Source organism: Clostridium sp., from assembly GCF_017888565.1.
In the GTDB taxonomy this organism is placed as follows: Bacteria; Bacillota; Clostridia; order Clostridiales; family Clostridiaceae; genus Clostridium.
In genome coordinates, this window is sequence record NZ_JAGHFX010000030.1 from 63,231 (window position 1) to 80,020 (window position 16,790).

The 16,790-nt window shown below is 26.5% G+C and carries 12 protein-coding genes; 1 reads left to right on the top strand and 11 read right to left on the bottom strand.

Going from position 1 to position 16,790, the window contains the following annotated elements; translation table 11 throughout:
• Positions 1–3 precede the first annotated feature (3 nt).
• The 5 genes from J7M87_RS05585 to J7M87_RS05605 all read right to left on the bottom strand — a co-directional run bounded on the left by J7M87_RS05585 (position 4) and on the right by J7M87_RS05605 (position 4,933).
• A complete protein-coding gene (locus J7M87_RS05585; protein ID WP_074124086.1) occupies positions 4–150 on the bottom strand; it encodes an SHOCT domain-containing protein in 147 nt (48 codons plus the stop codon).
• Between the two features lie 412 nt (positions 151–562).
• Positions 563–802, bottom strand: a complete 240-nt coding sequence (locus J7M87_RS05590) for a helix-turn-helix domain-containing protein (protein WP_009901892.1) — start codon at positions 800–802, stop codon at positions 563–565.
• The gene (locus tag J7M87_RS05595; protein WP_074124084.1) at positions 786–1,223 is read right to left on the bottom strand and encodes a sigma factor-like helix-turn-helix DNA-binding protein; all 438 of its coding nucleotides are present in this window, start codon (positions 1,221–1,223) and stop codon (positions 786–788) included. Before J7M87_RS05595 ends, J7M87_RS05590 begins: the two co-directional genes overlap by 17 nt.
• A 247-nt stretch (positions 1,224–1,470) precedes the next feature.
• Entirely contained in the window at positions 1,471–3,192 is a 1,722-nt protein-coding gene (locus J7M87_RS05600; protein WP_074124082.1) for an ABC transporter ATP-binding protein, read from the bottom strand.
• Entirely contained in the window at positions 3,176–4,933 is a 1,758-nt protein-coding gene (locus tag J7M87_RS05605) for an ABC transporter ATP-binding protein (RefSeq protein WP_074124080.1), read from the bottom strand. Before J7M87_RS05605 ends, J7M87_RS05600 begins: the two co-directional genes overlap by 17 nt.
• 205 nt (positions 4,934–5,138) lie before the next feature.
• Here J7M87_RS05605 and J7M87_RS05610 point away from each other — a divergent pair, with 205 nt between their 5' ends.
• Positions 5,139–6,128 carry an AraC family transcriptional regulator gene (locus J7M87_RS05610; protein ID WP_074124078.1) on the top strand — a complete coding sequence of 330 codons (990 nt, stop codon included), beginning with the start codon at positions 5,139–5,141 and terminating at the stop codon, positions 6,126–6,128.
• Positions 6,129–6,308: 180 nt separating this feature from the next.
• Here the strand turns inward: J7M87_RS05610 and J7M87_RS05615 are convergent, their stop codons facing one another.
• From J7M87_RS05615 to J7M87_RS05640, 6 genes are read right to left on the bottom strand one after another with little or no spacing between them, the layout of a single operon-like run.
• Positions 6,309–7,769, bottom strand: coding sequence for an energy-coupling factor ABC transporter ATP-binding protein (locus J7M87_RS05615; RefSeq protein ID WP_074124076.1), 1,461 nt, complete (start codon positions 7,767–7,769; stop codon positions 6,309–6,311).
• A gap of 8 nt (positions 7,770–7,777) precedes the next feature.
• A complete protein-coding gene (locus J7M87_RS05620) occupies positions 7,778–8,488 on the bottom strand; it encodes an energy-coupling factor transporter transmembrane component T (protein WP_074124073.1) in 711 nt (236 codons plus the stop codon).
• The gene (locus J7M87_RS05625; RefSeq protein ID WP_022618842.1) at positions 8,488–9,084 is read right to left on the bottom strand and encodes an MptD family putative ECF transporter S component; all 597 of its coding nucleotides are present in this window, start codon (positions 9,082–9,084) and stop codon (positions 8,488–8,490) included. Before J7M87_RS05625 ends, J7M87_RS05620 begins: the two co-directional genes overlap by 1 nt.
• Positions 9,085–9,115: 31 nt before the next feature.
• Complete coding sequence (locus J7M87_RS05630) at positions 9,116–10,195, bottom strand: Gfo/Idh/MocA family oxidoreductase (protein ID WP_074124071.1); 1,080 nt, start codon at positions 10,193–10,195, stop codon at positions 9,116–9,118.
• Entirely contained in the window at positions 10,192–11,310 is a 1,119-nt protein-coding gene (locus tag J7M87_RS05635) for a hypothetical protein (RefSeq protein ID WP_022618840.1), read from the bottom strand. The genes J7M87_RS05630 and J7M87_RS05635 overlap by 4 nt, the downstream gene beginning before the upstream one ends.
• Before the next feature lie 2 nt (positions 11,311–11,312).
• Positions 11,313–16,784, bottom strand: a complete 5,472-nt coding sequence (locus J7M87_RS05640; RefSeq protein ID WP_074124069.1) for a non-ribosomal peptide synthetase — start codon at positions 16,782–16,784, stop codon at positions 11,313–11,315.
• Positions 16,785–16,790 lie beyond the last annotated feature (6 nt).

The following is a 16,790-nucleotide window of genomic DNA, read 5'->3' on the forward strand; positions in this document are numbered from 1 at the left end:
AATTCAAGTTGTTATATCAGAAATAATATTATAATCTTTCATTAATTTATTTTTTACTATATTATACTCCTCAATGGAAATAAGTTCTTTTTCAAGAAGTTGTTTTAACATGGCTAATTGCATAGTATATCTAATTAATTTATTTTTCATTTTTACACATCCTTAATTAAATATTCTATATTTCAGTAAACAATTATACGGCTCTGGCAAGCTCCACAGGAATTTCACCTTATCCCATTCTTATGGGTATACCGTTATTTTAAACGGGAGTATCATTATACTAATATATAAATCATGGCAGTCATTTTGCCAAAATGACTTACAGGTCACTAACTTTAATCGCTCTCTTCTATTATATAAAAGGTCTTGGCGAGTTAGTCTGTTGGCTCATTATATATTAAATGTATATAATTGTTTTATTCAATTTTCAAAGATCAATCTAGACCTATATAATATCGGTCTATTAAAATATATTAAAATTTAATATACTTTAATATGCCGATATTTCCTAAGCTAGAGAGAGTATAGAAGGGGTCTAAATACTCCTCTAGCCAAATTTATATTATGCTACTTTAAATTTTAAGATTGTATAAATCAGTTTTAACTCAAGTAAACTCTTTTTTTCTTCATCTAAACATCTATAAACATTCCCACCTTTATCATATAGAGTTCTTGTACAAAGTTTAATAATATAAGCTTCATAATTTCTTAGAATTATCTCTATAGAAATTACATCTCCTTTTGTAGCTGCATAAATAACATCATATGATAATAATTTATTAGTTTTATGTAGCGAACTCATTTTTCTTTACCTCCAATATTTTTCTCAATGTTTTGATTCCAACAGTTCTTTGATACCATACTGTATCTTGGCTAACATTTAAAAATCCTGAAATTTCTTTATCGTTATAACCAATGAAATATGAAAGTAAAATTATTTTCTGTCTTAATTCTGGTAATAAGCTGATAGCCTCTCCTAAAATATCGTTTGTTATATGAATTTTAAATCCTTTTACATTAAAGCTATAACAATCACTAAAATAAAAATCATTTGAAAAAATATTATTTATTTGCTTTTCTGATAATTCACAAAATAAGATTTGTATTTGCCTAAGATATTTATTTTTTCTCTCAATATCAATAGATTCATTTTTTAATGCTTTTTTACAAAAGCTATCAAACTCATATATGATAGATTCCTTGCTTATTACTCTGTTTTTCATATTCTCACCTCCTCTCGCATTAAGCTAAAGTGGTGATAAACCGCTTTCTTTTCCCCTTCTACTATTACCACGAATAGCATAATAATAATTCCGTAAAATATATAAAAAAAGCACATAATTAGTCATAAAACTAATTACATGCTAAAAAATATCTTATGTTTTTTTTAAATTAAAAATAATCATGCTTTCAAATTACAAATCATAATCTATTTTATAAATCACAGTGTATTTATAATCTTTATTAATTTTAATATTTAAATTCTTCTACTAATCGTTCCTCCTCAACAAGCTTTTTATATAAATTTGACTTTTCCAATAACTCACAATGTTTTCCAAAGCACTCAACTTTACCATCATTTATAACAACAATCTTATCTACATTTTCTATAGATTTTAATCTGTGAGAAATTATAATTACTGTCCTATCTTTCATAAGTCTATTAAGACTTTCCTGAATTTTATTCTCATTTTCCACATCAAGACTTGCTGCAATTTCATCTAAAATAACTATAGGAGCATCTTTTAAAAACGCTCTTGCTATAGAAAGTCTTTGCCTTTCTCCACCTGAAAGTGAAGCCCCATTTTCGCCGATTAAAGTATTATACTTATGTGGTAATTTTTTTATAAATTCTTCACAGTTTGCAAGACAAGCAGCTTCTCTTACTTCTTCATCAGTAGCCCCTTTTTTACCTATTCTTATATTTTCCATAATAGAAGTATTGAATAAAGTTACATCTTGAAATACAATAGATATCTTTTGAAATAAAGCCTTTGTAGAAATATCTTTAATATCAATATTCCCAATACTTATTTTCCCATTATCATAATCATATAGCCTTGATATTAGTCTAAGTATACTTGTTTTACCACAACCACTCATCCCTACTAATGCTGTAACTTCTCCTTGTTTAGCAATAAAGGATATTCCTTTTAGTATTTTATTATTGTTGTTATATCCAAAAGTAACATTTTCAAGTTTTATATTAAAATTTTTAATATTTACTTCTTTGCCTTCTTGTATTTCATTTCCCCTAATTTCTTTTATTCTCTTTATTCTAGAATCAAGATAAAAAAGTTCCGACACATTTTCAGTGATACCATCTACAAGTTCTTTTATTTTCACAGCCGCCAATAGATACCCAATTAGGTATAGAATATTAATTTCCCCAGATATATACATATCTGTTCCAATTAAAATAACTACTGCAATTGAAATATACATAACAATACCAGCACTTGCAACAGGAATAACTTGTACACAATTTGATTTTAATTGTAACTTCTCTCCATCTTCCATCTTTTTATAAAGATTTCTTTTAAATTTTTCAGCTAAACCAAAGCTTTTAATATCCTGTCCCATTTCAATGGTTTCTTGAAAAGATTCTGAATTTTCCCTTAATTTTAAATAATGTTTTTTTATTTCATTTAATTGTGTTTTCTTAGAAATATACATAAGTAAAAAACTTAAAATTACAGGTAATATTACTGCAAAAGCAAGTTTTAAATTTCCCAAAATTAACATTAATGATAATAAAGGAAAAAATATATAAAATCCTAATACTTTTGGTATAGCATGACTCATCGCATGCTCTATTGCTTCTACATCACTCATAATTGTTTGCGATAAATCAGACAAATCGTGTTTAGAAAAGTATGAGAGAGGTAATCTACTTAATCTTTGTCCAATATCTATCCTTAAATTAGCACTTTCTTTATATGTAGCATTATAAAGAAAATCATATTCAATACTTAATAGAAGATACATTATTACCAGAACAATTATAGAAAATCCAATGTAAAATTCATTACTTTTTATGTTTCCTAAAACAAGCTCATCTATAAATATCATTAATAAAATCGAAGGAACCATATTAATAGCATAAATTAAAAAACTTACAAAACTTGCTTTTACTAAATCCTTTGCTCCCTGTTCTGTTAGTGCAAACTTATTTTTAACAAAATTCTCCATATCCTATCCTCCAATTATTAGCTTTTCCGTATGTTTCTTGAAATTCTCTGTATTTACTATCTATACTCATCAATTCTAAATCGTTACCTCTTTCGATAATTTTACCATCTTCTATAACTAGAATTTCATCTACATTTCGTATACTTGTAAGTCTATGTGCAACCATAATAACAGTTTTACCTTTCATCAAATTCGAAAATGCAATTTGAAGTTCATGCTCATTTTCAGGATCAACGGAAGCACTTGCTTCATCAAGTATAACTATATTTGCATCTTTGAGAATCGCTCTTGCTATTGCTATTCTTTGTTTTTCTCCTCCAGATAAATATACCCCTTTACTTCCTATAACAGTATTTTCTCTATCTTTAAATTTATCTAAAATAGAACCACAACCCGCTAAATAAAGCGCATTTATTACTTCTTCTCTTGTTGCTTTTTCATTAGCTAATTTTACATTTTCGTATATTGTTGTCTTAAATAATTTAACATTTTGAAATACAAAAGCAATATTTTTAATTAAACATTCTTCTCTGTATTTTTCAATTGGTTCACCTCCTATTTTTATAACCCCTTTATTAACTTTATAAAAACCTGAAATCAACTTTGCAATTGTAGATTTACCACTGCCTGAAGCTCCAACAAGTGCATAACTTTTATTTTGTTTTAATTTAAAACTCAAATTATCTATAATCATATCTTTTGTATATCCAAAACTAACATTCTCAAATTCAATATCAAAATTATTAAAATTATCTTTATTCCCAAATCTTAATTTATCTTTTTGCATTTCATTAAAAAGTTCTTCTAATTTATCTACTGCTGAAATTCCTTGAAAAGCATACGTAGATACATACATAACTTTCATAAAAGAGTTAAAAATAATACCACTTAAAAATAAAATCATAATCAACTCAACAGCAAGTATTTGAGGATTTTTAGATATATCCATTGTAAGTGCTACAATAGGAATTGTAATTAAAACCACCCCACAAAAAAACCATTGATATCTTACATATGGCTTTTTACAACTTAGTGAATAATCATGGGCATATTTCGAATAATCTTTTATTGCTTTATAAAGAGTTTTGAATGAAGATACATCTGTCCCAAATATTTTTATTACCTGTATTCCTCTAATATATTCAACTGTTTCACTACTTAAATTTTCAAGAGCTTTTTGATAATATTTCATAAATTCCTGTTCACCCATCATAAGTTTTAAAAGAATTCCTGATACTATTGTAAGTGAAACTAAAACAACGCCTACCTTAATACCTATAAAAAATCCTAATATAAGAATAAAAATAGGGGTAAGGACTGCTCCTGCATTATCTGGAATAAGGTGAGCTACAATTTGATGTGTTTGTGATGCATTATCATCTATAATTTTTCTTATCTTCCCTGATGAATTCAAATCAAAGAACCTAAAGCTTGCCTTTGTCAATCCATCAATTCCTCTTTTTCTTAGATTCGTTTCCAATCTAAACCCAATAATATGACAAATAAAAACTGCTATAAAATAAAGTATTGCACCAATTGCTAACATTCCAGTAATAATTAATGCATATTCTTTAGACTTATATATATTATTATTCACAATAAGTCCTTTCAAAAATTCACTTAAATAATAATATGAACCAACTGTAACTACAGTACTAACAGTTGTAAGTAATATTGATATATATGCTAGATATTTTTTCTCAGGCACATATTTTAGTAGTTTTCTGTAAACTTTAAACATATTATTCCTCCCTTTAAATTATTTCATTTAGACATAATATTTTTTTTTGTAAACTTCTCTTAAAATTCAACTTTTTATATAAAATTAGATAAAGCCTACTTTTAAAGATCATATAATCTACATTTATTGTATCATTTCAAATATTGTGATACAATAAAATCAAAAATAAATGTCTTATCATGATATTTATAAAGAGGTGTTTTGTTTGAAAAAATTTGAAAATATGCTGAAAGATATAGGATATACAGAATGCTCCAAATGTCAAAAATATTCTTCAGCAGGTAATGCTTTCTATATTGATAATGAAGAAATAACTGGTATTTACTGGTTTTACGAAACAGAATATTTTATTATTGACATTCATGATTTTTTTATAAAAAAAGAAATGATTGTAGATTCCTTTCCCACTATAAAACCTTATATGAGTTTTTCATCAACTTATATAATTACTGCAAATGGTGAATGGTTTAATCCCTATCAGAATATGACTTCAAATACAGTTTTTATCATGAATGTTGATAATTCAGATATACGTTTTCTTTTACATGGTAACCATCCTTATTTCAGTGTTGGTGTAAATTTCAAAAAAAATATGATTGAAAAATATTTAGATACTACCAATGATGATATTTCAAATATATTCCTTGATACACGAGATCTAATTACAAAACATATAAATAAATTGGCAAATTCTATTTTAAACTGTAAAATGACTTCTACTTCAGCTAGTTTATTTTTTGAAGCTAAAGCAAAAGAGTGGTTATCAATTACCTTAAATGCCTATGAACAAAAGAAATATGTTAAACCTATTTCTGAAAAAGATGAAAAAGCAATTGAAAACGTAGCAAATTACATAGATGATCACTTAACTTTTGATATTCCTCAAGAACTTTTAGAAAAAATAGCTATGATGAGCGGAACCAAACTCAAAAATACTTTTAAACACAAGTATCAAATGAGTATAACAGAATATACTCAAAGAAAAAGAATTAATATAGCTGAAAATTTAATTTTAACTACAAATCTTGATATTAAAGATATTGCTAAATCTGTAGGATATAACTCTCATAGTAGATTTACTACTCTGTTTAAAAGATACAAAAATATCTATCCAAAAGATCTTAAGGGATCCAACGATCAATATATACAATCAATATGTTGTAAAAATAAAAATAATAATAAAATCAAGCCATAATTTAAAAAAGATATTTTTCAACATTTTTTTGTTGAAAAATATCTTTTTTTATTTTTTGTTTAACTAAACATTTACTATAAAGTTTATATTTGTATACATATTGCTAAATAACATGTTCCTTCAATTTCTTATATAGACTTTAAATACAGACTCGTTCTTTTTATATTCAATTCTATGGCCTCACTCTTTATTAGTAAATATCTTTTCAATAATTTTAAAATTCTCTTCATCTAAATTTAAATCATATTTAAACTTTCCTCCACTTAAATGTAATATCCTAGTACAAACTTGACAAATAAGTTCATAATCATGGGTAATAACAAATATAATCTTACCCATACTAGCAAGTTCTTTAAGCAATTTTGAAACTTTAATCATACTTTCATAATCTAAACCACTAGTTGGTTCATCAAAAATCAATATTTCTTTATTACATATCATACTAACAGCTACAGCAACCCTTTGTTTTTGTCCACCTGATAACCTATTTGGATGTAAATTTTTAAAATTATATAAATCTAATCTTTTTAGAATTTCATTTACCTTATTTTTATCAGGATTTTTTATCCCTAGTAAACATTCTTCTTGTACACTCTCTGCAAATAATTGATAGTTCACATCTTGCATAACCATATAAGAAATTTTCAAACGTTCTTTTTCTTTAATTTGTTTATTTCCCCAAAAAATATCACCAATATATTCTTTATGTAATCCACATAAAACACGTGAAAAAGTGGTTTTACCTTCGCCATTGTTCCCAGTAAGTGCAATAATTTCTCCTTTATCTACTTGAAAAGAGCAATTCTTTATTATATCTCTTTTTTTATAAAATACTGTTAAGTTATTAATTTTTAAATCTTTTTTTCCATTTAATAGGTTTCTATATTTAAAATTTTCTTCTGAAAGATTAATAGAACGTAATCCCATAGCTTTTCTTTGTTCTAAAGGTATTTTTCTAAATTCTTTAGGACAATACACTTTAGCTATTTTCCCTTCCTCTAAATATATAATCTTATCTACCAAATCCATTAAATAAAAAATCCGATGTTCTGCAATTAAAATTGTTTTCCCTTTATCTTTTAGTTTTTTTAATTTCTTACGTAAATTTTTTATAGATATCATATCCAAATTTGATGAAGGTTCATCTAATAAAAAAATATCAGGATTCATTGCATAAACAGATGCGAAAGCAATTTTTTGTTTTTCACCACCTGATAATTTAAATATACTTCTCCCTCTAAGTTTTTCTATATCAAGATCTATAGCTACTTTTTCTACTATATTAGCTATTCTCTCAGAATCATATGCCATATTCTCAAGTCCAAAAGCAATCTCACTATCGGTATCAATGTTAAAAAATTGAGTACGTGGATTTTGAAATACAGAGCCAACATACTCTGCAATTTTATACATTGGAAATTCTGATATATGTTCTCCTTCTATTAAAATATCTCCTACCAAATCCCCTGTATAAAAATGTGGAATCACTCCATTGATTAAACGAATAATTGTAGTTTTACCACACCCACTTCTTCCGCATAGTAATACACACTCTCCTTTTTTTATATGCAAATTTATCTCCTTAAGACTTCCTTGTTTCTGACCACAATACGAAAATGAAATATTTTTAAATTCAATCACTTAACAAATCACCTCCCCAAGTAAATCCCCCAAATTAGAAATAATACGAATATTAATAATGCACAAATATCTACTTTATTAATCTTAATTTGAATCAAAGAAGTCCTAGGTTTCGGATTTTCTATTCCTCTAGTTACAGACGCAATTGTTAGTTCATCTGCCACCTTTGAAGCAGCCATCATTAATGGGACATAAATACAATTAACAGTAATGGAAGGACTAGTTATAAATCCCTTTAATGATGGTGAAATCCCCCTCATTTTCATTGCATCTTTAATGTAATGCCAATCTTCTTGTATCGATGGTAAATATCGAAGCATTACTGCTATTGGAATAATTAATTTCTGTGGTATACGACTTTTATTCATTGCTACTAAAAATTCACTAACTTTTGTTGTTGATATAACTATTCCAGACATCATAGCACAAGGATAAACTTTGTGAACTAGACCTAAGAATGCCATAAGTATACCTCTTAGCGAACCTGGAGCATTATATATTGTCCATACTGAAAGAAAATATATAAATACATATATAACAATAGTTTTTAGAGCATACTTCCATTTTTTATTTACTATTGCAAATACACCTATTAACAATACAAATTCTAATTCATAATCTAAAGATGGAGTAATAGTTGCGGTAATTACACATATAAATAATATTAAAATTTTTATTCTAGGATCAAATCTTAATCCCTCTTTTGAAAAATATATCATTAGTCTACAATACCAGCTTTTTCAAATTGTTTTTTTAATAATTTACTTCCAACCCATGCGCTAAAAGCTGCAACAAGAAGTGTTCCTATAATGATTACATAAATCATCCAAGGTTTAGCTACCGCATTCATTGTATCAAGATATGATTGATCCGTACCTTTCTCTACCATTGCTCTAATCCATCCATTTGGATTTATAAAATATGCTAAAAAACTTCCTACTCCTCCAAGAGAAAATATCATATATGAAATAATATTCATTTTTTTACTTTTAAAATTCCCAATTCTAGCTATTATGTCTGCAATAAATCCCATAATAATACAACCTAATACCATAGCCCAATGCATACCTGTAATAAATAGGAGAATTCCAACAACAATTCCCAAAATAAAAACACTCCATTTTTTCCCTACTTTAGCCACCAAAAGCATATATACAGGTCCACACAATAAAGCACTGCCCATTGCTTGATAAAATGTTAATACCGGATTTATTCCAAATGGAATTCCTCCAATTATGTAAAATACACAATAAATCGCACTAAAAACACCAATTGTTACCATATTCTTTATTGTTAATCCTTTATTTTTATACATAAATTACCTCCTAATATTTTCTTATACATAGTTAAAATTTCATTAATTCTTTCAAACTTAAAGGACTTTTATAATATTCATTAATTATAGTTGGTCTACCTATTTCTATAGCCAGATCATGCCATGCTTGTATTACTGCAATTAAATATTGCTCATTATTACCAACTTCCTTTTCCTTTATTATTTCATCTTTAAATTCTAAAACTGAACTAACTAATCCATTAACCCAATCTCCTAGCATCATATCATAAAATGTAATATTTTCTTGTTTATTTACAATTTCAAATGTATTTAATTTTGAAAATTCATTTTGTACTTCTAAATCAAATTTACCTTCTTCATTCGTCTGTTTTTCAATGCAAGGCTCCCATATAATAACCCCATTGGTTCCAGTCATTAACAAATTCCCACAATTTGTAGTGAATCCAATTCTATGAAGTAATAACATATAATTATCAGGATTTTTAGATACAATTTGATTTTGAATATTTATGCATATTGGAATATCATTAATATATCCTGAAACAATACAAAATGGTGAGTCTGTTTTTACATCAGATATTTTTTTGAATTTCCAAGGTTTTATACCATTTAATGCTCTTCCTAATATATCAATAAGTGGAAATAAAACATGAACACTACATTCTGCTGTAATATATCTTAATTCAGAATAATCATTTAGTTTTTTAACTATTTTTATTAAATTATCTACTATTCTTAAATCAGGATAAAAAGTGTTTAATTTATATTTACACTTATGCAGTTGTGCAAGTTTTAAAAAATTTATATAATCATCTATATGAACAGGTTGTTCTTGGATAACATTAATTCCTTTTTTTAAAAAATCTTCAACTATATGACTTCCCTTGCCTCCAAAAAGAGTTGAATTAATTACAACACAAGCTACATCAACATCATTTTTGCTTATACCGCTTATGTCTGTTAATAATGGTACTTTATATTTTTTTGCATATCTTTTAGAAATTTCACTACCTCTAGAAAAAATACCTACTAATTCATATTCATCTTTTAATCTTTCCAGTGCCTTCAGATAAAATTGACCAAAACCAACTCCGCAAACTAAAATTTTTAGTTTTACTTTATCATTCAAATCTCTCCCTCCTCTATTTCAGTAAATAATTTATTCATTATACTCTCATTACCAACTTTTATATCAGTTATAGCTCCATTTGAAACCAAGTTTTTTATTACTATTTCGCTATCCAACAAATCAAATGCCCAATAAATATTTTTATGATACTTATTATTTAACAATCTCTCTACACACATAGCTGCTATTATTCCATTAATTTTATATGTATCACTACACACCACCTCTATATTCTCTAAATATTTTCCAAATCCATTATTTATAGTTATTTCAATCCAATATTTATACCAATTATTTGAATTATAATTACTTTTTTCTAAATCTATCTTTATTTTTTCCGCAACTTGATAAATATCATCTTTTGATTTAATTTTAGCTAAATCCATCACAGCTCTATCCATTACTGTTTTATATAACGGATTTATTTGAACATTATACCAATGTAATTCCTTAATTCCATATTTAATTCCAGCATTGTATATCTCATCCGTTAAATATTCATTAATATATGCTTTTCTACCAAATATATTAAATAACTTTGATTCATTTGGTTTTCTTTCATTTATAGATACGCTTCCATTAAAAATATATCTATCCGTTTTACCAAAATTTTCAACCATACTCATTAAAACATCAACACAAGCATTTGTTGTTATAAGCTCTTTCCCTCCCGCATAAATAGATAAATTTTCAATACTTTTTCCATAACGCTCAGCTATCCATGAGACTAAAATTGCTGAAAATCCTGGAAAACTCCCTGCTCCTATAACCCCTGTTAAGTTAGATAAAGCCTTTTTATTATTTAATAAAGTAACTCCAAAAATATCTACAAATTTTATATCATATTTTTGAATTTCTTCAGCTATTTTACATGATGTAAAATATGATGGTCCTGTACAATTAATTAAAAGATCACAATCTAAACAAAACTCTTTTAACATTTCATGATTACATATATCAATTTTGCAATATTCTATTGTGTCATCTGAGTTAATATAAATATCTTCTGATATACTTCGTTGTCCACATTTTAATAAATACTTTTCTTTTAAAATATCAACAACTATTTGCCCTACTTTACCACCGTAACCTAAAATGCCAACCTTTCTTTTCATAATTACATCTCCTTATATAATAAATGAAACACATTCTTTACATATGATTCTTGCAAACATGTTAGATGATTTCCTTCTATCCTAACTCTTGAAGATTCTCCTATAATAACATTTTTCCAAAAAAGTTCGTTATCGCAATCATCAATTGGTAAAAAAGTTGTTTTTTGATTACTACAATCTAAAATTACAGTTTTTCCAAAGTACACTCCTGGATTATAAGATATCATAGCTTTAAAACTATGACAAAAAACTTCATATATTGGTGGTAACTGTTCTTCATTATAAATAATATTTTTATCTCCATATTTATAGATATTGCTGTAAATTTTCTTAAAACGCTCTTTTTTATCTATCAAGGCTAACTTCTCATAGCACTTTATAACATTATTGAATTCCTCTTTCATCACTAATAATTCTTCGTTTGAAATTACAGATCCATATCCGTATTTTTCACCTAGTGATAAAATAGCTTTTTTTAATTCAAAATCTTCTACCATATGCCCTGCTCTATATACATTTGAACCTATAATCATCCCAAATGCTCTTTCCATAAGTAATTCATTATATATCATTTTTTTACTCGGAGTTGTATCTATACTAATTAACCTAGTTACTTTCTTTCCATTTTCAGATAAAACTTTTGCCGTTTCTAAAGCAATTAATCCTCCAATACAAAAACCTATTAGTTCAAAATCTTTTTCGCTAGATTCTATTAACTTTTTTGCATATTTTATTCCTAATGTTTGAATTAACTCATCTGATTTTATAGATAAATATTTTTCAGTATTATCACATATTATAGCTACTAAATCACCATCAAGTTCTTTCATTAGTGGTATAAGTTTATCATAAGGGTTTATAGTTCCTGTTCCATCGTGTATTAATACTCTAGTTATTGAACTATTTGGATCCTCTTTTAAGTAAATTAATCCACTCATCTTATTTTCTTTCTTTGAAGACATTGTACTTTGTTTTTCTATAAGTCTTTTACACAACCCTCCAACTGTAGGTGATTCAATTAATGCAACCATTAACTTATCCCAAGGCCACTCTTTTGCTTCAACTATATTTTCTTTTAACTGGGCAACTAATTGAGCTGCAACTAAAGAATCTCCTCCCATTTCATAGAAATTTTCATTTGCATAAATATCCCTTCTTTTTAAGATTAATTTCCAAATCTCTGCTACTCTTTTCTCTAAATCAGTTTTTAATTGTATTTTTTCTGTTTTATTTTGTACTTCTTCTTTTTCACTTTTAACTCTATTCATAAGAGCTTTTCTATCTATTTTCCCATTTACAGTTATAGGCAACTCTTTTAATATTTCGATATGATTTGGAATCATATATTCAGGTAGATTTTGTTTCAAATATGATTTTATTTTATTTTCATTTAATGATTTTATTTTAGATTCAATTTGTATAACAAATAATGTTTGTCCAAATCCATTTAAAGATTCATTAATCTTTGGTAAAATCGATACAATATTTCCTCCTATTTTCTCTATAATTGTTCCCCACTGATTTTTATCCAAAAAAACTTGATTATTTTCATTTCTAAAATCTTTTACATTGTTAAATCCATTTAAAAATTCAACCGATGTTAATAATGTATAATTATTCTCTGTTTCTTCTAAAATTACAATATATCCATTAGGTTTCACCATTTCTTTAATCTGTTTCATTACACGTAATAAATCACTTGCATTATGAAGCACATTATTACATAATATTAAATCATATGAGGATGAATTTATATTCTGATCCCAATAATTTCTGTTTATATCATACAATTGAAATTCAACCCATGGATATTGTTTAAAGTTACTACGAGCAAAATTTAAAAATGACTGAGAAATATCTGTAAACATATATTCAACTGGATATTCTTTTATAGATTCTATTAACTCTTGGCTAACTCCCCCTACTCCAGCTCCAACTTCTAATATTTTAAACTTATTTTTAGAATCTATTTTCATAAAATCATCCAAAATTAATTTAATATTATCAATTATAGTTTTATTCATAAAAGAATTAACTTTATTATATTTATATGCCTCTAAAGCAATATCAAATTTTCCTCCCGGAAAAAATAATTCAATAGGATCAATCTCTCCTCTCAATAAAGGAATCAGATTCTTTCTAGATTCCGAAAAATATTTCATCATAACTTCACTATAATGAACCTTCTCTTCTAATTTTGTCCATTTTGCCCATTCATTATCAGCTTCATTCCCATCTACATACATTATAGCTTTATATCCATCTTCTTCATTTTTTTCAATAATACGCTCATTTTCAAGTACTTTTAACCAACGTCTTAATAAAGATATGTATGAACTTTTAATTCCTATTTTATTTATAATCTCATTCTCTGTATGCCATATTTTAAAGTCTGTAAATATACCAATACTTTGAAATGTTTTTAAAATATCTAATATAGCAGTATTATTAGATGCTTCAATCCATTCATTAAATTGCTTAACTATTCCATATTTTTCTTTGTTTTTAAATAAGAGTTCATTTTTTGTTCTTATCCTCTGATTAACATTTGATTCCTTACAATATGAACTTATATCAGGTTGTATAAATGCTCCAATAATATCATCATTTTCACCTGATATAACAACTGTAGAGTTAGCAATACCGGGAAATGTATTTAATATAGCTTCTATTTCATTTAATTCTACTCGATTACCTCTTATTTTTACTTGTCCATCTTCTCTTCCTAAAAACTCAATATCCCCATTTGGATAATATCTTCCACAATCACCAGTATTGTAAAGTCTTTTTCCTAAATTATTATGGAAAATAAATTTTTGTGCTGTTAAATCTCTATCATTAAGATATCCATTTGCTAATCCTTTTCCTCCTATATATAAAGTTCCTCTTACCCAATCAGGACACTCATTCAAATTAGAGTCAAGCACATAGAATTGTTGATTGGCTAATGGAGTTCCATAGGTTATACTTCTTTTATAATTATTATCTATATCTATTTCATGAAATATAGACCATATACTTGCTTCTGTTGCTCCTCCCAAACTAATTATTCTTGAATTCTTAAATAAACTTTTTATTTCATTGGGTAAAGATAATGGTATCCAATCACCAGATAACATGACAACACGAAGACTATCTGAACCATTAATCTTCTCTGATTCTAAATAAGAAGTTATCATTTGCATTTGTGCAGGAGCAGTATTCCATATCGTTACTTTTTCTTTTTTTAACAAATAATTCCACTCTGATACATTTTTATTATCACTTGGTATTATTAATGTTCCTCCAGCAGTTAAAATACCAAAAATATCAAAAACTGATAAATCAAATGCAAGATTAGAAATACATATAACTCTATCTTTTTCTGTTATATTAAACCTTTGTATGATATCATTTATCGTATTCATTGCAGCTTTATGAGTAATTACAACCCCTTTAGGATTGCCTGTACTTCCTGATGTATATATTACATAGGCAATATCATCTGGATTGCAGCCCACTTTCTTGATTTCAAGTCCTTTCGAAACCTTTAAATTTTCAATATAAACTTTACATATTTCATTTGAATATATTTTTTGGCCTAATCTATTATTTAGTGAAGTTAAAACAAATCTCGCCTTTGAATCACTACATATTCTATCTATTCTAGAAATTGGTTGATTTATATCTATTGGCAAATAAATAGCACCAACCATCAAAGCTCCTAATGTAGCTGCTATTTGCCATATTCCTTTGTTTAAGTGTATAGCTACAATATCACCAGGCTTACAACCTCTTTTTATTAATTCATTTTGAACTGTTACAACATAATCAGCAAGATCACTATAAGAGTATGAAACTCCATTAAAAGAAATTGCCTCTGCTTCTGGTCGACTCTTAACATTATCACAAAATCCCTTAACAAGAGTTCTTCTTTCAAAATTTTTATAAGTATCATTTATTTTATTTCTATTTTTTCTCAAGCTATTAGGTAAATTAATAATATTTTTATCGTTAATCAACTTTCTAATTTCTAAATTTTTTAATATATTTGAAAAAACTTCAAATGCAGAATCTATTAATCCATCTGGAAAATCATTTTCTCTAACATCCCAATTTACTAATATACCATCTTTATATTGTATAGCTTGACAATCAATCAATACTTGTGGTGTCTGACTAATTTTATATATAAGTTCTCCATATTTACTAATTTTTTCAAATTCATTATTATCCTGAATTCCAAGAGCACTAGTGTATACATACGGTATAACAACTTTCTTGTTCCTAGCCCTTGACATTTCTCTTAAAACTTCAACACCTGAATATGACGAATGTTCCATATCATTCCATAATTGTAATTGTATCTTTTTTACTCTCTCAATAAAACTTAATTTATATTCATCCGATATTTCTAGTATGTTGACAACAGTAAAATCTCCTATTGTAGTTTTAACCTCTGGATGAATATCTTCTCTATCAGATATGGTAACATTAATACAAAAATTCTTTTGTTGAGACCAATATCTTAAAACCTCAGTATAAACTCCCAAAATAAAACTTGAAACAGTTATACCATATTCCTTGCACATTTTTTCCAACTCAAATTTTCTTTTTTTATTAATAAATTCATTGTATTGTTTTATAGAAAATTTATTACTATTTTCTTTTATAGGAAGAACAGGAGCTTCTGGTAAACTATTAATACGATTTTTCCAATATTCTTCATCTTTATTATATTTGTTTATAATATTAGGATTCATTTTTTTATTTTCATAATATACAATAATATCTCTATATGATAGTTCTTTATTAACTTTAGCCTTCCCCTCAAAATAATATGATTCTAATTCTTCAAATATAATCTTAATACTCATAAAATCAGCAATCATCATATCTAATGATAAATGTAAAATACTTGAATCTTTCAAGTTGGTTACTTCTAAATCATATAACGGCCATTCTCCAATTTCATATTTCTTAGTTGATAATCTTTCCTTAATATTTTTCAAGTGTTCATCTATAATTCGTTCTTTAGAATCCTCCATTTCCCAAAACTTAATTTTAGGTAATATATAATTATCAAGTATTTGTTGTGTTCCATTAATATTTATTTTTGCATGAAGCATATCATTATTATCAATTACTTGATTCCAAGCATTTTGAAGCTTGACTAAATCTAATTTGGGGTATTTTATTTCACAATAAATTTTACACCCAATTCCACCATAACTATATGATTCATTGCTACCAACCATATAAGCCGCTTGGATGTCTGTTAATTTAAAAGGGGTATATATTCCTTCTTTATTTATTACAACTTCATAATCATTATATTTTAAATAATGAATTATTTCGTTTTTCCAGTCACTTATTTCTTTTCTTGCCTTTTCATCAATTATTCCTTTTGGAGCATCAAAATATAATTTTTTATCTTTTAAATATAAATGAACACCCTTTTGCTGATACTTCAAAATTATATCCTCTACAGTCATATTTTT